Origin of the sequence: Mesorhizobium sp. M0659 (assembly GCF_040320605.1) — a bacterium.
GTDB lineage: Bacteria > Pseudomonadota > Alphaproteobacteria > Rhizobiales > Rhizobiaceae > Mesorhizobium.
The window spans coordinates 265,331-283,727 of sequence record NZ_JAMYPY010000001.1 but is presented as its reverse complement, the minus strand read 5'-3'; the positions used below and the strand labels follow the sequence as shown (position 1 = coordinate 283,727).

The window sequence follows — 18,397 nt, the reverse complement described above, 5'->3', positions numbered from 1 at the left end:
TCCGCATGGGCTATCGCAAGCAACTGACCCGGCTTAAGGCGCCTTATCTCAAACGCATCCTGATTGACCCCGAGCGCGTGGAAGATTGGGACAAGTATCCCTGGAACCTGCCTCTGTTCCGCGGCCGCGAATTCGAGCTCGAATTCACCACGCCGATCACCATCATTGTCGGCGAAAACGGCACCGGCAAATCGACGCTGCTGGAAGCGATCGGCGCGCTGGCCGGTTACGACGAAGCCGGCGGCGGCAAGGGCTACATGCCCGTCGACCACTCCGGCGCCATCGACGAGAGTGGTGCAGCGCTTGCCGACACGTTGCGCGGCCACTGGCTGCCGAAGGTCACAGCGGGTTGGTTCTTCCGCGCCGAATCTTTTTACTCGGTTGCCCGCTATCTCGATCAGGCGGCGCTGGAATCTGGCGGGGCGCCGCCGGATTTCCTGTCCTGGTCGCATGGTGAAGGGTTCATCCGCTTCTTCGAGGAGCGCTGCCGCCGGCAAGGTATCTACATCCTCGACGAGCCCGAAAGCGCGCTGTCGCCATCGCGGCAGATCGAGCTGCTGAAGATGCTGCGGCGCATGGACCGGTCCGGCACGGCTCAAGTGATCATGGCGACGCACTCGCCGCTGCTGATGGCCTGTCCGGGCGCGCGGCTGTTCCGCATCAGCCGCTTCGGCCTCGACCCCACAGATTTCACCGATACCGATCATTTTCGCATGATGCGCGACTTCTGCACGGACCCGCAGTCCTTTATGGAGGAAGCACTGAGGGAGACCGACGAGTGAATCACGATAGCTACGACAATGCCTATATCGGCGGCATCCTCAATTCTGTGAAGACCATCGCCATGGTCGGCGCGTCGGCCAACGATGTCAGGCCGAGCTTTTTCGTGCTGAAATACCTGCTGGCCAAGGGCTTTTCGGTGTTTCCGATCAATCCGGGGCAGGCCGGCAAGGAAATCCTCGGCCGCATGACCTATGCCAGCCTTGCCGATCTGCCTGAACCGGTCGACATGGTCGACATCTTTCGCGCCTCCGCAGCGGTGCCCGGCATTGTCGATGAGGTGCTGAAGCTCGACCGCTTGCCGAAAGTCGTCTGGATGCAGCTTGGCGTGCGCGATGACGAGGCGGCCGCGCGTGCCGAGGCGGCCGGTATCAAGGTGGTGATGAACCGCTGCCCGAAGATCGAATATGGCAAGCTGTCGGGCGAGATCGGCTGGACCGGCGTCAACTCCGGTGTGCTTTCGTCGAAGAAGCCGCTGATGCGGTCGGGATTCCAGAGTTTCGGTGTGCGCCAGAAGTAAGGCAGTGAATGGTGAATGGTGAATAGAAGGATTTTCCTGGAAGCCGGGTAAAGCCGCATATGAGCGGCTTGCAATCAAGGTGGGACTGGCCGACTTTGCGACCACCATTCATCGCTCACCATTGACCATTTCATCATTCACACGTTTACCGCTCAGGGAGGTTTTCGATGACCCGCACGCCCGGTTTCAACACGCTCGCCGTCCATGCCGGCGCCAAGCCCGACCCGGCGACGGGCGCACGCGCCACGCCGATCTACCAGACGACCTCCTTTGTGTTCGACGATGCCGACCATGCCGCCTCGCTGTTCGGGCTGAAGGCCTTCGGCAACATCTACACCCGCATCATGAACCCGACCCAGGCGGTGCTGGAAGAGCGGATCGCGGCGCTTGAAGGTGGCACAGCGGCGCTTGCCGTTGCTTCCGGCCATGCCGCACAGGTGATCGTGTTCCACAATCTCATGCGGCCTGGCGATAATTTCGTCGCCGCCACAAGGCTTTACGGTGGTTCGATCAATCAGTTCGGCCATGCCTTCAAGAATTTCGGCTGGGCGGTGCGTTGGGCCGACACCAACGACGTCTCCACCTTCGAAAGCCAGATAGACGACAAGACCAAGGCGATCTTCATCGAGAGCCTGGCCAATCCCGGCGGCACTTTCGTCGACATAGAGAAAATCGGCGACATCGCCCGCAAGCACGGCTTGCCGCTCATCGTCGACAACACGCTGGCCTCGCCCTATCTGGTGCGACCGATCGAGCATGGCGCCGACATCGTCGTCCATTCGCTGACCAAGTTCATCGGCGGCCACGGCAATTCGATCGGCGGCGCCATCGTCGATGGCGGCACGTTCGACTGGTCGAAATCCGGCAAATATCCGATGCTGTCGGAGCCGCGCCCCGAATATGGCGGGCTTGTCCTGCACGAAACCTTCGGCAATTTCGCTTTCGCCATCGCCGCGCGCGTGCTCGGCCTGCGCGACATCGGCCCGGCAATTTCGCCGTTCAATGCCTTCCTGATCCTGACCGGGCTGGAGACCTTGCCGCTCAGGATGCAGCGCCATTGCGACAATGCGATCACCGTAGCCGGCTGGCTGTCCAACCACCCCAAGGTCGCCTGGGTCAACTATCCCGGCCTGCCCAGCGACAAGAACAACGCGCTGCAGAAGAAATACTCGCCGCAAGGCGCCGGTGCTGTCTTCACCTTCGGCCTGAAGGGCGGCTACGAGGCCGGCATCAAGTTCGTCGAGGCGCTCGAACTGTTCTCGCACCTCGCCAATGTCGGCGACACCAAGTCGCTGGTCATCCATCCGGCATCGACCACGCATCGCCAGCTTTCCGACGAGCAGAAGGTCAAGGCGGGTGCGGGACCGGACACGGTCCGGCTGTCGGTTGGCATCGAGGATGTCAACGACATCGTCGCCGATCTGGAACAGGCTTTGGCCAAGGTTTGATTTTTTGAGTGAGTAGTGAGTAGTGAGTAGTAGCCGGTATTTGTTAGTAGCAGTGATTAGTGATTAGCCACCCGCTCGAGGGAGCGCTTTCCACTCACTACTCACTACTCACTACTCACTACTCACTACTCACTACTCACTACTCACTACTCACTACTCACTAACCTGTTGGAGGCAAACCCTGTCCGCGCATTACCTGACAATATCGACCGACAGCGTCGACGCCGAACATGACGCCCCGGCGCCGGATCGTCTGATTGCGGGCGATCCGAAGTTCCGCACCTGGAATGTCGAGGAGCGCGATGGCCGCCTCTATGCCGGCATCTGGGAAGCGACGCCGGGCAAATGGCGCATCGAATATGACGAATGGGAGTTCTGCCACATCCTTTCCGGCGTCTCGGTGGTTGCCGAGGACGGCGGCGAGGCCCGCACGGTGCGCGCCGGCGACAGTTTCGTGCTCAGGCCAGGCTTCAGGGGCAGCTGGGAAGTGCTTGAAACGACCCGCAAGGAGTATGTGATCAAGCTCTGATCACGCGGCGCGCTTGGACTTCACAAAAGCCGATCGTTCGGAAAAGCCGTATCCGCTCATCATCTCCCTGTGCCAGGGACTGCCAAGCAAATCACTGAGACATAAGTCGACGCGCTGGAGCAGGGTGGCACTGCCTTTGGCGAGAGCGAAAGCGCCGGGCGCTGGCTGTTTTTCGACTGCCGGGACGTCGACGACATCGAGAGGCGCGTCGGGTCGCCGGCTCAGATAGCCGCGATGCGCGAGCGCTACACTCGCATAGGCATGCACCACGCCGGCCGCGACGGCGTTAGCTGCTTCGGCCTGGGTGGCAAATATCCTTAGCCGTTCGGGCTGAATAGCGTTTTGCAGGGCCGTCCGGTGCTGGATCTGGCCCGATATGACGCCGATCAGCGCCGTCCGATCATTGGCGATGGACCGATAGCCATCAAAGGCGCGGGGATTGTCTTTCGCGACCAGCAATCCATCCGCCAGCATCCAGATCGGCCTTGTGAAGTCGACCAGCTTCCGGCGGTCGTCGGAAATGAACAGGCCGGTGGTTATGTCCCACCGATCTTCGGCAAGCCCAGGCAGCAGCTCGGCAAACTCGGTCTCGATGGGCAAAAGTTCCAGCCCGAGCGTCAGGCAGACCCTCTTGGCCAGGCAGGCATCGCTGCCGCCCAGACGTCCCGATCCGTCGATAAAGCAGAAGGGTGGTTCCTGTAGAAAGGCGAATCTCATTTTCTTGGGCATGCGTCGGCTCCGCCGTCCTCACAAGCTCACAATGAGCTTTTCCAGCCCATGGAAATGATAGGTGTCGCGGAAGCGCGGCTGCTCCGCAAGATGGAGTTGCGGCTGCCGCTCGAACAGGGTTTTCAGCGACACCTGCAATTCCAGTCGCGCCAGCGGCGCACCGATGCAGAAATGGATACCGGCGCCGAACGAGACATTCTTCTGGTCCAGTCGGCCGGGCCGGAAGGCGCCAGGTTCGGCAAAGGCAAGCGGATCATGATTGGCCATGCCGAGCAGCAGGCCGATCGTCTCGCCCGGCTGTACGACAACCCCGGATGTCACCTCGACCTCCTGGTAGGCGTAGCGGGTGAACATGTGCAGCGGCGCGTCGAAGCGCAGGCACTCCTCGACCGTCGCAGCGGTTGCTTCCGGCGAGGTGAAGAAACGGCCGGGGTCGCCGCCTTGCGCCAGCAACGTGCGCACGGCGTTGCCGGTTTGATGGACGGTCGCCTCGTGGCCGGCATTGAGCAACAGGATGGCGGACGAGACCAACTCGTCTTCCGACAGCTTCTGGCCATCCTCCTGCGCCGCGATCAGCAGCGACAGCAGGTCGTCGCCAGGCTTCTTGCGCCGCTCGGTGACATAGCCGCGCAAAAAGTCGGAAAAATCGCGCGCGGCGCGATTGGCCGCTTCCTCGGTCTCGCGCGTCCGGCCATGCATGTACATGGCCACCATCCGGTGCGACCAGTCGAGCAGTTGCGGCCCCATTTCGACCGGCACACCGAGCATTTCGGCAATGATGGTGATCGGCAAAGGTGCGGCGAAGCTGGGCAATAGATCGACCTGGCGCGGTTCGAAACGGTCGATCAGCTCATTGGCCAGCGCCTCCACGCGCGGCCGCAGCCGCTCGACCTGGCGCGAGACGAAGGCGCGGTTGACCAGGGTTCTGAGCCTGGTGTGCACCGGCGGCTCCAGCTCCAGCATCGAATTGCTCTCGATGCCGTCGAAAGCGGCCAAATGCGAGCGATCCTCGCCGATGCCGCGGCTGTCGGGAATGCCGGCCGGGTTCTGGCGGCCGAAGCGGCGGTCGCGCAACAGCCGGTTGACGTCGTCGAAGCCGCCAAAGCACCAAAAGCCGAATTCCTCCCAGAAGAAGGCATTCGATGCGCCATGCAGGACGGCATAGGCGTCGTAGGGGTTCTGGAAAAACGCCGGTTCGTGCGGATCGAGCCGCAGGCGGCGCGTGGCTGGATCAAAGGCGAGGTAGGGCGGCATGGATGTGGTCATGCCAGACCATTAGCGCGGCTTGCCGGCTTGGTGCCAGACCGTATGTTGGCCCCCGACGGGCCTATGAATTGAGCCAACCGAGACGGACCTCGGCGAAGTACCGAAGTCTAATCCTGGCAATGCCTGGCAATATGCACGCGGCGCCAGCTGGTCGAGCCTTCCTGCACCACCACCCGGCGCGCCATCCTCTGGTATGACGGCGCTATCTGGGTGACGTGCCGCCGCTCGGGCCGCACCAGCACTTCATGGGCGACGCTCTCATATTCGGCCGGCAGCACAACCCGGCGGGTGCGCTCCGGTTCAACCACCACCGTTTCGGCCACACGCGCGTAGCGGGCCTTGCGCCACACCTTGCACAGCACCTTGCGGCCGTGGATGACGCGCCATTCCCAGGCATAGCCGCCATCGTCGACCTGGACCGTGCGGTAAACGGTGCGGGTTCTCGCCGGTACGATGTCATAGGTGACTCGGGGCGGCGCGATCTGCTCGACGCGCTCCATGGTGCCATAGATCGGCGGATCATAGTCGACCAACTGCCCGCCGGGACTGACCATGACGTCTTCATAGACGGTGTCATAGAGCGCCGGCCTGTGCACCGGCTCATAGCATTCGGCGGCCCGGCCGCCGGCAACCGCATCGGACACCATGCCGAGACCGGCAAGGCCGGAGATGGCGAGGCAAGCAGTTTTCCTGATCATGGCACTCCCCCTGTTTGAACCCGAAACGTGAGGTTCAATGTTGAATTGTAGGGGAAGGTTCTCCGGGGGAAAGCGGTTTCGCCGCATTTCGTTAAGCGACGCGGTTAAGGAATTGCAACACCGCAAAAACGCCGCTGGCCGCGTTCGGACGTTCCCTTGCGCGGAAACCTTGATTCGACTTAACCAGATGGCTAGGAGGAGGCGGCCTTGCGCTAGGGTGAGCCGGCATCCTATTTACATTCTAACCGTCAAGAACCGATTCTGCCCGATGTTCCGGCGCCGGAATCCCCATCTCCAAAAAGGGTAGTCCATGAAGAACCCCGTCGAAACCTACATGAACCTCGTTCCGATGGTGGTCGAGCAGACCAATCGCGGCGAGCGGGCCTACGACATTTTCTCGCGCCTGCTGAAAGAGCGCATCATTTTCATCACCGGCCCGGTCGAAGACGGTATGGCGACGCTGGTTTGTGCACAGCTTTTGTTCCTCGAGGCCGAGAACCCGAAGAAAGAGATCAATCTCTACATCAACTCGCCGGGCGGCGTGGTGACCTCGGGCATGGCGATCTACGACACCATGCAGTTCATCAAGCCGGCAGTGTCGACGCTGTGCATCGGCCAGGCGGCGTCGATGGGCTCGCTGCTTCTGACCGCCGGCCACAAGGACATGCGTTTTGCCACGCCGAACGCCCGTATCATGGTTCACCAGCCTTCCGGCGGTTTCCAGGGCCAGGCCTCCGACATCGAGCGGCACGCGCAGGACATCATCAAGCTGAAGCGCCGCCTCAACGAGGTCTACGTCAAACACACCGGCAAGAGCTACGAAGACATTGAAAAGACGCTTGACCGCGACCATTTCATGACCGCCGACGAAGCCAAGGATTTCGGCCTCATCGACAAGGTCATTTCGTCGCGCGAGCCGGTCGAAGGCGCTGCGGCATAAGCGCTGCATGGCAGTTGGATGGCGGGATAACGCGCTTTTGCTGGGATTTGCGGCATTTCGGCCACAATTGGCTGTTCCCTCGGTGGATGGGATTGCCTACGTTAAGGCTATGTTGATTTTCGACGGCTTAGCTTTGTGCAGGGTTGGCGCGAATCATTGCGACGTTTTCTGATTTGTGTTTCGTACGGAATGCGTTGCGGGAGCCGGGACACTGGCGGCGGCGAATTCCCGCGATAGATAGAATATGCGCCCTTTCAGCCAGACCATCGGCGGGCGGCCATGAAAGGACAGGAAAATGAGCAAAGTCGGCAACAACAGCGGTGATTCGAAGAACACGCTTTATTGCTCGTTTTGCGGCAAAAGCCAGCATGAGGTGCGCAAGCTGATCGCCGGCCCAACGGTGTTCATCTGCGACGAGTGCGTCGAGTTGTGCATGGACATCATCCGCGAGGAGAACAAGACCTCGATGGTGAAGTCGCGCGAGGGCGTGCCGACCCCGCAGGAGATCCTGAAGGTTCTCGACGACTATGTCATCGGCCAGCCCTACGCCAAGCGCGTGCTGTCGGTGGCTGTCCACAACCACTACAAGCGCCTCGCGCATGCCGGCAAGAACAACGACGTCGAATTGGCGAAGTCCAACATCCTGCTGATCGGCCCGACCGGCTGCGGCAAGACGCTGCTTGCCCAGACGCTGGCCCGCATCATCGACGTGCCCTTCACCATGGCCGACGCGACGACGCTGACCGAAGCCGGTTACGTCGGCGAGGACGTCGAAAACATCATCCTGAAGTTGCTGCAGTCGGCCGACTACAATGTCGAGCGCGCCCAGCGCGGCATCGTCTACATCGATGAAATCGACAAGATCTCGCGCAAGTCCGACAACCCATCGATCACCCGCGACGTGTCGGGCGAGGGCGTGCAGCAGGCGCTTCTGAAGATCATGGAAGGCACCGTTGCCTCCGTGCCGCCGCAGGGCGGCCGCAAGCATCCGCAGCAGGAGTTCCTGCAGGTCGACACCGCCAACATCCTGTTCATCTGCGGCGGCGCCTTCGCCGGGCTGGACAAGATCATCTCGGATCGCGGCAGGAAGACTTCCATCGGCTTCGGCGCCATCGTCGCTTCGCCCGAGGATCGCCGCACCGGTGACGTGTTCCGCCTGGTCGAGCCCGAGGATCTCTTGAAGTTCGGCCTCATCCCCGAGTTTGTCGGCCGTCTGCCGGTCCTGGCGACGCTGGAAGACCTCGACGAGCCAGCGCTGATCCAGATCCTGACCGAGCCGAAAAACGCGCTGGTCAAGCAGTATCAGCGGCTGTTCGAGATGGAGAGTGTCGACCTGACCTTCCATGAGAATGCGCTGTCGGCGATCGCCAAGCGCGCCATCGAGCGGAAGACCGGCGCCCGTGGCCTCCGCTCGATCATGGAAGCGATCCTGCTCGACACCATGTTCGAACTGCCCGCCCTGGAAGGCGTGCGCGAAGTGGTGATTTCGGAAGAAGTGGTGACCGGCAGCGCCCGGCCGCTCTACATCTATTCCGAGCAGAAGGAAAAGAAGGGCAACGTCAGCGCCTGATCTGGCATCTGGCCTAACCTTTTTATGGAACGGCGCCCGCGGGGCGCCGTTTTGCTGTGGTGAGGTACCGATCCTTGTAACGGAGTGGATGAACGGACCGTGTTGACCCTTGATCTTTGCCCACCGTGCATCCAACTAACACTGGAAGGCCGAGGTGCCGAATTCTGTGCTGTAAAACTCCCGTCACAAACGGTGGTAGGCGGAACGATCCCCGGTCGTTAATATGAGATTCGCGGTTGGCTCGATTAGCGGCCGCGACATGAAAGGTTGGACAATGGCCAAAATATCCAAGGCTCCCAGCGACGGCGTCTTCGCAGTCCTCCCACTGCGCGACATCGTGGTGTTCCCGCACATGATCGTTCCGCTCTTTGTCGGGCGTGAAAAGTCGATCAAGGCGCTGGAAGAGGTTATGGGTCAGGAAAAGCAGATCCTGCTTGCCACCCAGATGAATGCCGCCGATGACGATCCCGAGCCCGATGCGATCTTCGACATCGGCACGCTCGCCAATGTGCTGCAATTGCTGAAGCTGCCCGACGGCACCGTCAAGGTGCTGGTCGAAGGCGCTTCGCGTGCCAAGATCGTCTCGTTCACCGACCGTCCGGACTTCCACGAAGCTACCGCCACGGCGCTGGTCGAGCCGGAGGAGGAAGAGGTCGAGGTCGAGGCGCTCGCCCGTTCGGTCGTCACCGACTTCGAAAACTACGTCAAGCTGAACAAGAAGATCTCGCCTGAAGTGGTGGGCGCCGCCAGCCAGATCGACGACTATTCCAAGCTCGCCGATACGGTTGCTTCGCACCTCGCCATCAAGATCCCCGAGAAGCAGGAGATGCTTGCCACGCTGTCCGTCAAGGAACGGCTGGAAAAGGCGATGGGCTTCATGGAGGCCGAAATCTCCGTCCTGCAGGTGGAGAAGCGCATCCGCTCGCGCGTCAAGCGCCAGATGGAGAAGACGCAGCGCGAATACTACCTCAACGAGCAGATGAAGGCGATCCAGAAGGAGCTCGGCGAAGGCGAGGACGGCCGCGACGAGGCCGCCGAGATCGAGGCGCGCATCAAGAAGACCAAGCTCTCCAAGGAGGCCCGCGAAAAGGCGGAAGCCGAGTTGAAGAAGCTGCGGACGATGTCGCCGATGTCGGCGGAATCGACCGTGGTGCGCAACTACCTCGACTGGATCCTGTCGATCCCGTGGGGCAAGAACTCCAAGGTCAAGCAGGACCTGGCGTTTGCGCAGAACGTGCTCGACACCGATCATTTCGGCCTCGACAAGGTCAAGGACCGCATCGTCGAGTATCTCGCCGTGCAAAGCCGCCAGAAGAAGCTGAAGGGGCCGATCCTGTGCCTCGTCGGCCCTCCCGGCGTCGGCAAGACCTCGCTCGGCAAATCGATCGCCAAGGCGACCGGCCGCGAATTCATCCGCATGGCGCTTGGCGGCGTGCGTGACGAGGCCGAGATCCGTGGCCACCGCCGCACCTATATCGGTTCGATGCCCGGCAAGGTCATCCAGTCGATGAAGAAGGCCAAGAAGTCCAACCCGCTCTTCCTGCTCGACGAGATCGACAAGATGGGCCAGGACTTCCGCGGCGATCCGTCATCGGCCTTGCTCGAGGTGCTCGATCCCGAGCAGAACTCGACGTTCATGGACCATTACCTCGAGGTCGAATACGACCTGTCGAGCGTGATGTTCGTGACGACGGCGAACACGCTGAACATCCCTGCGCCCCTGATGGACCGCATGGAGATCATCCGCATCGCCGGCTACACCGAGGACGAGAAGATCGAGATCGCCAAGCGTCACCTGATGCCCAAGGTGATCCGCGACCATGCCCTGCAGCCGAAGGAATTCTCCGTCGGCGAAGACGCGATCCGCGGCATCATCCAGACCTACACCCGTGAAGCGGGCGTCAGAAGCCTGGAGCGCGAGCTGATGAAGCTCGGGCGCAAGGCGGTGACCGAGATCCTGAAGACGAAGAAGAAGACGGTGAGCATCACGGCGGCGAACCTCGCCGATTACCTCGGTGTTCCGCGCTTCCGCTTCGGCCAGGTCGAGGCTGACGATCAGGTCGGTGTCGTCACCGGTCTTGCCTGGACGGAAGTCGGCGGCGAGCTGCTGACGGTCGAAGGCGTCATGATGCCCGGCAAGGGCCGCATGACGGTGACCGGCAATCTGCGCGACGTGATGAAGGAATCGATCTCGGCGGCGGCCTCTTATGTCCGCTCGCGGGCCATCGATTTCGGCATCGAGCCGCCGCTGTTCGACAAGCGTGACATCCACGTCCACTTGCCCGAAGGCGCCACGCCGAAGGACGGTCCGTCTGCAGGTGCTGCCATGGCGACAGCCATCGTGTCTGTCATGACGGGGATTCCGGTCCGGGCCGATGTGGCGATGACTGGCGAGATAACGCTTCGCGGCCGCATCTTGCCGATCGGCGGCCTCAAGGAGAAGCTGCTCGCCGCATTGCGCGGCGGCATCAAGAAGGTGCTGATCCCGGAAGACAATGCCAAGGATCTGGCGGAGATTCCGGACAATGTGAAGAACGGTATGGAGATCATTCCGGTCTCACGTGTCGGCGAGGTTCTGAGGCACGCGCTGGTGCGCATGCCGGAGCCGATCGAGTGGGTCGAGCCGGTCAATCCGCCGGCTTCCACCGATACCGTTGACGATGCTGGAAAGTCGCTTGCACATTAGAAACTACTAAAGTTGCAGTGCACAAAGAGAGAGCCGGGCCTTGAGCCCGGCTTTTTCATGTGAAAAACCCACCTTTTCCGGGCTTTTTTCAACTTATTTCCGGCTTTTTGACTTGGGTTTGCGAGCGCTTCTTTCTAAAGTCCCTCTCCTGCCGGATGAGTCGAAAGTTCCGGTTTTCTCATGGAAGGGAATTTTTATGAACAAGAACGAACTGGTTTCGGCTGTCGCTGAATCCGCGAGCATTTCGAAGGGTGACGCACAGTCGGCGGTTGAGGCGGTGTTCTCCGTCATCACTGGCGAACTGAAGAAGGGCGGCGATGTACGGCTCGTCGGCTTCGGAAATTTCACCGTCTCCAAGCGTGCGGCATCGACTGGCCGCAACCCGCAGACTGGCGCGGAAGTGAAGATTCCGGCGCGTACCGTGCCGAAGTTCTCGGCCGGCAAAGGCCTCAAGGACGCGGTCAACTAAAAATTTTTTCAGAGAATGTTGGAAAGCCGGGTTCGCCCGGCTTTTCTTTTGCCTCGATCGCGGCAAGCCGTCAGCCCGCTGAGGCGCGCCTTCAGCCCACCGGCGCATCCGCGCGCATCAGGCCTTCCTGCTTGAGGTCCGCCCACAGCGCCGCGGGCAGCTTGGCATCGAGCAGGGCGCGGTTGCTTTCGACTTCGCTCGGCCGCTGGCCGCCGGGGATGACCGACACCACGGAAGGGTGCAGCAGCGGAAACTGCAGCGCCGCCTCGATCAGCCTGACGCCATGGCGCTCGCAGACGGCCTCGATGCGCCCGACGCGATCCATGATGTCCCTTGGCGCCTCGGAGTAATTGTAATAGGCGCCTGGCTTCGGCCCGGTCGCCAGGATGCCGGAATTGTAAGGACCGCCGAGAACGATGCCGATGCCGCGTTGCTCACAGAGCGGCAGGAAGGTGGCAAGCGCTTCCTGTTCCAGCAGCGTGTAGCGCCCGGCCAGCAGGAACAGGTCGAAGTCGCCACGCTCCGCCAGCGTCTGGCAAACCTCCCATTCGTTGATGCCGCCGCCGAAGGCCTTGATCACGCCCTGGTCGCGCAGCGCAACCAGTCCGTTGTAGCCCGAGGCCATGAATTCCTCGATGCGCTGGTCTGACGCCTCCTTGCTGCCATGGGTGAAGATGTCGAGGTCATGGACGAAAAGGATGTCGATGCGGTCGACGCCAAGCCGTTCCAGCGACGCCTCGAACGAGCGCATGACGCCGTCATAGCTGTAGTCGTAGACCTCCTTGCGCGTCGGTGTGTCGAAGAACTTGCCGATGCCGGTTCGCTCCTCCGGCGGGCAGGCGCGCAGCAGCCGGCCGACCTTGCTCGACAGCACGTAGTCGTCCCGGCTTTTGCCGCGCAGGAAAGCATTGAGCCGCGTTTCGGCGAGACCCAGGCCATAGAGCGGCGCGGTGTCGTAGTAACGGCAGCCGGTCGCCCACGCCGCCTCCAGCGTTGCGTTGGCATCCGCGTCAGGGACGGCGCGGTAAAGGTTGCCGAGCGGCGCGCTGCCGAAGCCAAGCTCGGTGAAGTCGAGGCCGCCATTGCCGATGCGGTCGAAATGCCGTGTCTTCATGTCGTGCTGATTTCCTGGATTGATTTGTCTGACATGACACTATCACGCCGCTGGCTCAGCAAAAGCCGCCATGGCCGTTGGACAGGCATTTTCGCGGTGATAGCATGAACAAAAACAAGCCTTTCTCCGAAAGCGCGCAACCGAAATCACCGGCCACAAACCCAGCCGGACAGATGGGACTCTCATGACGAATGCCGGCTCGGATATGTTTTCGACCGCCCTGCAAGAGCTGGGCGCCGTACTGGCGCGCGTCGACGAAGCCGGCATCGACACCGCCTGCGAAACCCTGGCCCGCGCGCAAAAGATCGTCGTCTATGGCTGCGGCCGCGAGGCCTTGCAGCTCAAGGGTTTCGCCATGCGCCTCTATCACCTCGGGCTTGAGGTGTCGGTGGTCGGCGACATGAACACGCCACCGCTTGGCGCAGCCGATGTCTTCCTGGTCAGTTCCGGCCCGGGCGAGACGACGACGGTGCTCACCTTGATGCAAGTCGCCCGCAAGGCCGGCGCCACCGTGCTTTTGCTCACCGCCGAGGCAGGCAGCAGTGCGGTCGCGCTTGCCGACTTCACCTTGCTTATCCCGGCGCAGACCATGGCGCGCGACCAGGGGCCGCAAAAGACATCGCTGCTGCCGATGGGCTCGGTCTTCGAAGGGGCGCTGTTCCTGCTGTTCGAGGTCATGGTGCTGAAGCTCAAGGCGCTGACCGGCCAGTCGTCCGAGGCCATGCGCGCCCGCCACACCAACATGGAATAGATCATGCGCTACGAACTGATGCTGCCGCACCAGATCCGCAAGGCGATCGCCGAGAACTGGCCGGTCGCTCTCCCGCTCGGCGTGCTCGAATATCACGGCGAGCACATGGCTGTCGGCATGGACACGCTGGCCGTCATCAAGACGCTGGAGCTCTACGAGAAGGAGGCCGACATCGTCATCCTGCCGGCTTTCTACTACGGTGCGGCGAGCTATGTGGTGGCAGCACCCGAAGGCAACGGCTCGGTGCAGGTCGGCGGCAACCAGCTGGCGCCGTTCGCCGAAGAATTGTTCTACAGCCTGCTGCGCATCGGCTTTCGTAACATCAACGCCATCATCCACCACCAGACCGAGAACTTTGCCGCCGGCATGCCGACCGATCTCGCCTTCAAGGCCGCCGGCCGCCAGGCGATCTTCCGCTTCCTCGAGAAGCAGCGCGGCGAGGGCTGGTGGGGCTCAGACGGGATGGCCGATTATTATGCCGGGCACGCCGCCGGCGAGAATTTCTTCAACTGGGTGCAGGTGCACCCGCTGATGTCGGCTGCCATGAACGGGAAGTATCCGTTCGATCACGCCGGTGTTGGCGAGACATCATTGATGCTGGCACTGTGTCCGGAAGCGGTCGATGCCGGGCGTTTTGGCGAGAATACCGCGTGGTATACGGCGAGTGCGCCGGAGGCCTCGGCGGAGCTGGGGCGAAAGGGTGTGGCGATGATCATGGATCACCTGAGGGCGATATTGGGGCGCTAGCAGACAAAGTCGCTCTGTAGCTTCACACCCCCCTCTGTCCTGCCGGACATCTCCCCCGCAAGGGGGGAGATCAGATGTCATTTCCGCTTTCGCCAATCACCTACGTCGCAAGAAAAGCGATGCAGCCAAAGCTGCCGATCTCCCTCCTTGCGGGGGAGATGGCCGGCAGGCCAGAGGGGGGTGCTGTCCCGCCGAGGTCAACAGTAGAGGGGCACGCCGCCTCTCGCCTACTTCACCGCCCCAGCCGTCATGCCCATGATCAGATACCGCTCAAGCGCAATCCCGATGACCGCCAGCGGTGCGATCGCGGCGGTGGCAAGAGCCGCCATCGACCACCAGTTGATGCCTTGCGAGCCGGTCTGGCTCGCCACCATGACCGGGATGGTCTTGGCGTCGGTCGAGGTCAGCAGCGCGGCGAAAAAATACTCGTTCCAGCACAGCACCATCGCCAGGATGAAAGCGGCGACCATGCCCGGCAGCGCAATCGGCATGACGATGCGGAAAAAAGCGCCCCAGATCGACAGGCCGTCGACCAGCGCTGCCTCCTCGAGCTCGACCGGGATCGAGTTGAACTGGTCGCGCATGATCCAGATGACGATCGGCAGCACCATCAGCGTGTAGAGCAGGATCAGGCCGATGCGTGTGTCGAGCAGGCCGACCTCGCGGTAGAGCACCAGGAAGGGCAGGGCCAGCACCACCGGCGGTAGGATCAGCTGCGACAGGAAGAAGAAGGAGATGTCCTCGTTCTTGAACCAGGCGAACTGATAGCGGTAGCGGGTCAGCCCATAGGCGGCGAGGCTGCCAATGACGATGGCGAGGCTCGACGCACCGACCGAGGTGATGACCGAATTCATGAAGCGCTTGAAAAACTCCTCCCGCACCGTCGAGGTCTGGAAGATCGAATCCGGCGACAGGCCGAGCGAGCGCCAGCCCTTCCAGTCCGGCTGGAAGTCGACGAACGGGATGAGGTGTCCTTGCGTGACGTCGACCGCGGTCTTGAACGAGGTGGTGATGGTCCAGTAGATCGGGAACAGGCAGATGAAGGCCCAGAACGCCAGCGCGCCATAGATGAAGATGCGATTGGCCAGAAAACCCAGCGGTGAGCGGATTTCCGAGGCAGCATAGTCGGTGGTCTGGACGCTCATTGTGCCTCGTCAGTTCACGTTGCGCACGAAGCGATTGGCGAATTTCAACAGCCAGGTCACGAACACGACGATGATGACGAGATAGGCCATCGCCAGCATGGTGCCGTAGCCGACATTCGAACGGTCGCGGTATTCGCGGTAGATGAAGCTCGACACCGAATCCGTGGCGCCGCCAGGCCCGCCGGAGGTGACGGTAATGATGATGTCGGCGAGCTTCAGCTTGAAGATGATGCGCAGGATCACCGCCGTGACCGACACCGGCAGCATCAGCGGGAAGGTGACCTGCCAGAAAGTCTGGCAGGGCGTAGCGCCATCGACGCGCGCCGCTTCCAGCACGTCGCGCGACATCGCCTGCAGGCCGGCAAGCAGCATGATCATCATGAACGGGATGAAGGTCCAGGCGTCGAGCACCATGATCGAGATGCGGGCGGTGATCGGGTTGGAGAAGAAGGCGGGGTTTTCCCAGCCGAGATGGCGCGCCAGCGTCGCCGCCGGCCCGAAACGGTACTCCATCAGCGATTTGCCGATCATCCACGACACCGCGACCGGCGACAGCATCAGCGGCATCAGGAAGACGACTCGGAAGAATTTGCGCGCCCGGATCTGCGCGTTGAGCAGCAGCGCCAGGCCGAAGGCAATCACATACTCAACCAGCACGGCGAGCACATAAAGCACCATGTTGAACAGCGCGTTGCGGTAGTAGGGATCGGCCAGCATCTGCCAGAAATTGTCGAGCCCGTTGAACTTGCGGCCGGAAAAGGACGACAGGTTCCAGTCGGTCAGCGCGATATAGAAGCCGAACAGCGTCGGGAAGATCACCATGGCGATGGTGAACAGCAGCGCCGGCAGCAGGAACAGCGCGCGCTGGCCGTCCTCGCCGCGCGTCAGCACCTGGCCGATGCCAAGCGTCACGCCCCACAGAACATAGGCGTAGACGATCGGACGCCAGGTCTCGAAGCCGAGCGTGGTGATCTCGTTCTTGTAGAGGATCTCAAACGCGATCACCGCCAGCAGGCCAAGCGTGGCGGCCGCCATCAGGGCAAAACCCGCCCGCTTGCGGGCCGGCGAGATCAGATCGGCTGGGCCGGCGTTGGCCGGCCATACATTGGTGGTCTGGTCAGCCACGCGTCCCCGTCCGTTTAAAAAATCAAGCCTGCGACCGGCCCGAGCCGGTCAGGTCCGGCGGCTTGCACCGCCGGACCTGTTGTCACGATAGGATCAGCCTACACGCCGAGCGAGGCCTTGTAGAGCTTGATCTGGTTTTCGCGGCCGATCTGGTCGGTCAGCTTCTCCCAGGCCGCGGCAATGGCGTCGGCGCCTTCCTGCGCCTTCATCTTGCCGGCGAATGTGTTGGCCAGAATGTCCTCGGCAGCCGAATAGTACTGGAAGATGCCGGGGATGCGCGGTTCGATCGCCGCGTTCGGATGGTTGTAGCTGTCGGCTTCCGACTTCAGATACGAGGTGATGAACGCCTCGTCGTAGCCTGCCGCCACCCATTCGGGAATGTCGAAATGCGAGTTGCGGTAGGGCTGGAACCCGGACGGATACATCGCCGTCCAGATTGACAGGTCCTTGCCGCCGAGATGAGCGGCGGCCGACCATGCCGCTTTTTTCTTCTTTTCGTCCGTATCGACGCGGGCCATGACATAGACGCCCCAGCCGAGATAGGCACAGTTTGGCGCATAGTTCGGGCCGCTGGCGAGTTTGTCCCAGGCGCCGGTCTTGGCATTGTAGACGTCGTCGGACCCCGGCAGGATCGAGAAGCCGGTGACGTCGCCGATAACCGAGCTATCGTTGGTCTTGACGTTGGAGCCGACGTCGCCCCACCAGGTGACCATCGAGCCGGTGCCGGCCAGGAACTGCTGGAAGGCTGTCGTATTCGGGTCGGCGTTGATCTGGTCGGCTGGCTCCGACGGCAGCGCGTCGATGACGTCCTGGATGGCGCGCACCCAGGCCGGATTGTTGATGCGCGGCTTCATCGTGTCGGCATCGAACAGCCAGGCCTTGTCGTCGGGATGCTTGGCATAGGCGGTGGCGCGGCTGCCGAGGAAGTAGAAGCCGAAACCGCCCCAGGCCTTGGGCGCATCGAGATACCCGAAGACGTCCTGGTCCTTGAACTTCTTGCCCTTGAGGAATTTTGTGACCGCCTGGACTTCCTGCCAGGTCTTCGGCACACTCCATTCGGTGGTCGCGCCGCCGTCCTTCCACGCCTTGGCGAGGTCGGCATCGGCAAAAACGTCGGTGCGGTAATTGAAGTTGTGCGCATCGCCATCGACGGTGATCCGGTACTGCTTGCCGTCCCAGGTGCCGACCGGCGGCTGCAGATAGGCCACGACATCCTTCATGTCGATCTGCTCTTTGACCCAGTCGGGCATCTCGGACGTCAGGCCCTTGCCGCAGACATCGCCTTCGAAGGGCGCGCCCATCTCGATGATATCGAAGTCGACGGTGCCGGTGGCGATCGACTGCTGCAGGCGGGCATTGTAGTCGGCCTGCGCCAGGTCGATCCAGCTGATCTTGGCGCCGGTATAGGCCTCCCACGGCTTCAGGAAGCCGCGGAACAGCACATTGTGCAGGTTCTGGTTGTTGAGGCCCATGAAGGTGAGCTCGACGCCGGCGAATTCGCCTTCCTTGACGTTGGCCTTGGTGGCTTCCAGGCAGAGTTCGCCGACCTTCTGGAAATCGGCATCCGTCGGCTGACCCTTGCCGACGCCGGGGATCTGCAGAATTTTGGAGCGTAGCTCGCTGGCGGCTTCAGCCGGGCGGGTGAAAGCGCCGAGCCCAGCGCCCGATGCGGCGGCGATCGCGGCCATCGAGGCCGCGCCTTTGAGTATGTCACGCCGGGTGGCACCCGCGCGGACGAGTTTTTCGTACAGACCGACTCTCATCTATTCCTCCCAGAACAACAGTCGTGAATTAAAATGCCAATCCCTCCGACGCCGAAACGTCGGCGGTTCTCCTTTATCATACGGGGACGTGGGACCCCACCCTGCGTCGCCTGGAGC

The 18,397-nt window shown here is 61.9% G+C and carries 17 protein-coding genes; 10 read left to right on the top strand and 7 right to left on the bottom strand.

Annotation, left to right across the window (positions count from 1 at the left end):
• Positions 1-5: 5 nt before the first annotated feature.
• The 4 genes from NKI31_RS01465 (at position 6) to NKI31_RS01450 (ending at position 3,277) form a co-directional block, all read left to right on the top strand.
• The gene (locus tag NKI31_RS01465) at positions 6-782 is read left to right on the top strand and encodes an AAA family ATPase (protein ID WP_023693294.1); all 777 of its coding nucleotides are present in this window, start codon (positions 6-8) and stop codon (positions 780-782) included.
• Positions 779-1,300 (top strand): CoA-binding protein, encoded by a 522-nt coding sequence (locus NKI31_RS01460; RefSeq protein ID WP_352650145.1) that lies wholly within the window; start codon positions 779-781, stop codon positions 1,298-1,300. The genes NKI31_RS01465 and NKI31_RS01460 overlap by 4 nt, the downstream gene beginning before the upstream one ends.
• Before the next feature lie 167 nt (positions 1,301-1,467).
• Positions 1,468-2,748 carry an O-acetylhomoserine aminocarboxypropyltransferase gene (locus NKI31_RS01455; RefSeq protein WP_352650143.1) on the top strand — a complete coding sequence of 427 codons (1,281 nt, stop codon included), beginning with the start codon at positions 1,468-1,470 and terminating at the stop codon, positions 2,746-2,748.
• Between the two features lie 181 nt (positions 2,749-2,929).
• Entirely contained in the window at positions 2,930-3,277 is a 348-nt protein-coding gene (locus NKI31_RS01450; protein WP_023730883.1) for a cupin domain-containing protein, read from the top strand.
• Here the strand turns inward: NKI31_RS01450 and NKI31_RS01445 are convergent, their stop codons facing one another.
• The 3 genes from NKI31_RS01445 to NKI31_RS01435 all read right to left on the bottom strand — a co-directional run bounded on the left by NKI31_RS01445 (position 3,278) and on the right by NKI31_RS01435 (position 5,970).
• Positions 3,278-4,006 carry a transporter substrate-binding domain-containing protein gene (locus tag NKI31_RS01445; RefSeq protein ID WP_352650142.1) on the bottom strand — a complete coding sequence of 243 codons (729 nt, stop codon included), beginning with the start codon at positions 4,004-4,006 and terminating at the stop codon, positions 3,278-3,280.
• An 18-nt stretch (positions 4,007-4,024) separates the two neighbouring features.
• Positions 4,025-5,272, bottom strand: coding sequence for a cytochrome P450 (locus NKI31_RS01440; protein ID WP_352650140.1), 1,248 nt, complete (start codon positions 5,270-5,272; stop codon positions 4,025-4,027).
• A gap of 107 nt (positions 5,273-5,379) precedes the next feature.
• Complete coding sequence (locus NKI31_RS01435; RefSeq protein WP_352650138.1) at positions 5,380-5,970, bottom strand: hypothetical protein; 591 nt, start codon at positions 5,968-5,970, stop codon at positions 5,380-5,382.
• A 310-nt stretch (positions 5,971-6,280) separates the two neighbouring features.
• Between NKI31_RS01435 and clpP the strand changes: the two genes are divergently transcribed.
• The 4 genes from clpP to NKI31_RS01415 all read left to right on the top strand — a co-directional run bounded on the left by clpP (position 6,281) and on the right by NKI31_RS01415 (position 11,635).
• Positions 6,281-6,910, top strand: coding sequence for an ATP-dependent Clp endopeptidase proteolytic subunit ClpP (clpP, locus tag NKI31_RS01430; RefSeq protein ID WP_023682306.1), 630 nt, complete (start codon positions 6,281-6,283; stop codon positions 6,908-6,910).
• Positions 6,911-7,205: 295 nt separating this feature from the next.
• A complete protein-coding gene (gene clpX / locus NKI31_RS01425; protein ID WP_023682305.1) occupies positions 7,206-8,480 on the top strand; it encodes an ATP-dependent Clp protease ATP-binding subunit ClpX in 1,275 nt (424 codons plus the stop codon).
• A gap of 274 nt (positions 8,481-8,754) precedes the next feature.
• On the top strand, positions 8,755-11,166 hold the full coding sequence (gene lon, locus NKI31_RS01420) for an endopeptidase La (protein ID WP_023682304.1): 2,412 nt from the start codon (positions 8,755-8,757) through the stop codon (positions 11,164-11,166).
• Positions 11,167-11,362: 196 nt separating this feature from the next.
• Positions 11,363-11,635, top strand: coding sequence for an HU family DNA-binding protein (locus NKI31_RS01415; RefSeq protein ID WP_023669423.1), 273 nt, complete (start codon positions 11,363-11,365; stop codon positions 11,633-11,635).
• A 91-nt stretch (positions 11,636-11,726) separates the two neighbouring features.
• Here the strand turns inward: NKI31_RS01415 and NKI31_RS01410 are convergent, their stop codons facing one another.
• Complete coding sequence (locus NKI31_RS01410) at positions 11,727-12,749, bottom strand: aldo/keto reductase (protein ID WP_023705034.1); 1,023 nt, start codon at positions 12,747-12,749, stop codon at positions 11,727-11,729.
• Positions 12,750-12,933: 184 nt separating this feature from the next.
• Between NKI31_RS01410 and NKI31_RS01405 the strand changes: the two genes are divergently transcribed.
• Both NKI31_RS01405 and NKI31_RS01400 read left to right on the top strand, forming a co-directional pair.
• Entirely contained in the window at positions 12,934-13,500 is a 567-nt protein-coding gene (locus tag NKI31_RS01405; RefSeq protein WP_023669425.1) for an SIS domain-containing protein, read from the top strand.
• Positions 13,501-13,503: 3 nt separating this feature from the next.
• On the top strand, positions 13,504-14,247 hold the full coding sequence (locus tag NKI31_RS01400; RefSeq protein ID WP_023739335.1) for a creatininase family protein: 744 nt from the start codon (positions 13,504-13,506) through the stop codon (positions 14,245-14,247).
• A gap of 227 nt (positions 14,248-14,474) precedes the next feature.
• Here NKI31_RS01400 and NKI31_RS01395 read toward each other — a convergent pair whose 3' ends face one another.
• The 3 genes from NKI31_RS01395 to NKI31_RS01385 form a co-directional block, all read right to left on the bottom strand.
• On the bottom strand, positions 14,475-15,392 hold the full coding sequence (locus NKI31_RS01395) for a carbohydrate ABC transporter permease (RefSeq protein WP_023669427.1): 918 nt from the start codon (positions 15,390-15,392) through the stop codon (positions 14,475-14,477).
• 9 nt (positions 15,393-15,401) lie between these two features.
• On the bottom strand, positions 15,402-16,517 hold the full coding sequence (locus NKI31_RS01390; protein WP_352650135.1) for a carbohydrate ABC transporter permease: 1,116 nt from the start codon (positions 16,515-16,517) through the stop codon (positions 15,402-15,404).
• A 98-nt stretch (positions 16,518-16,615) separates the two neighbouring features.
• Complete coding sequence (locus NKI31_RS01385) at positions 16,616-18,280, bottom strand: ABC transporter substrate-binding protein (RefSeq protein WP_352650133.1); 1,665 nt, start codon at positions 18,278-18,280, stop codon at positions 16,616-16,618.
• Positions 18,281-18,397: the final 117 nt, after the last annotated feature.

What these genes read in the sequence shown, in the direction of transcription:
- NKI31_RS01465 (WP_023693294.1), top strand. Translation starts at nt 6, where the DNA reads ATGGGCTATCGCAAGCAACTGACCCGGCTTAAGGCGCCTTATCTCAAA.
- NKI31_RS01455 (WP_352650143.1), top strand. Translation starts at nt 1,468, where the DNA reads ATGACCCGCACGCCCGGTTTCAACACGCTCGCCGTCCATGCCGGCGCC.
- NKI31_RS01445 (WP_352650142.1), bottom strand. Translation starts at nt 4,006, where the DNA reads ATGCCCAAGAAAATGAGATTCGCCTTTCTACAGGAACCACCCTTCTGC.
- NKI31_RS01440 (WP_352650140.1), bottom strand. Translation starts at nt 5,272, where the DNA reads ATGACCACATCCATGCCGCCCTACCTCGCCTTTGATCCAGCCACGCGC.
- NKI31_RS01435 (WP_352650138.1), bottom strand. Translation starts at nt 5,970, where the DNA reads ATGATCAGGAAAACTGCTTGCCTCGCCATCTCCGGCCTTGCCGGTCTC.
- clpP (WP_023682306.1), top strand. Translation starts at nt 6,281, where the DNA reads ATGAAGAACCCCGTCGAAACCTACATGAACCTCGTTCCGATGGTGGTC.
- clpX (WP_023682305.1), top strand. Translation starts at nt 7,206, where the DNA reads ATGAGCAAAGTCGGCAACAACAGCGGTGATTCGAAGAACACGCTTTAT.
- lon (WP_023682304.1), top strand. Translation starts at nt 8,755, where the DNA reads ATGGCCAAAATATCCAAGGCTCCCAGCGACGGCGTCTTCGCAGTCCTC.
- NKI31_RS01415 (WP_023669423.1), top strand. Translation starts at nt 11,363, where the DNA reads ATGAACAAGAACGAACTGGTTTCGGCTGTCGCTGAATCCGCGAGCATT.
- NKI31_RS01410 (WP_023705034.1), bottom strand. Translation starts at nt 12,749, where the DNA reads ATGAAGACACGGCATTTCGACCGCATCGGCAATGGCGGCCTCGACTTC.
- NKI31_RS01405 (WP_023669425.1), top strand. Translation starts at nt 12,934, where the DNA reads ATGACGAATGCCGGCTCGGATATGTTTTCGACCGCCCTGCAAGAGCTG.
- NKI31_RS01400 (WP_023739335.1), top strand. Translation starts at nt 13,504, where the DNA reads ATGCGCTACGAACTGATGCTGCCGCACCAGATCCGCAAGGCGATCGCC.
- NKI31_RS01395 (WP_023669427.1), bottom strand. Translation starts at nt 15,392, where the DNA reads ATGAGCGTCCAGACCACCGACTATGCTGCCTCGGAAATCCGCTCACCG.
- NKI31_RS01385 (WP_352650133.1), bottom strand. Translation starts at nt 18,280, where the DNA reads ATGAGAGTCGGTCTGTACGAAAAACTCGTCCGCGCGGGTGCCACCCGG.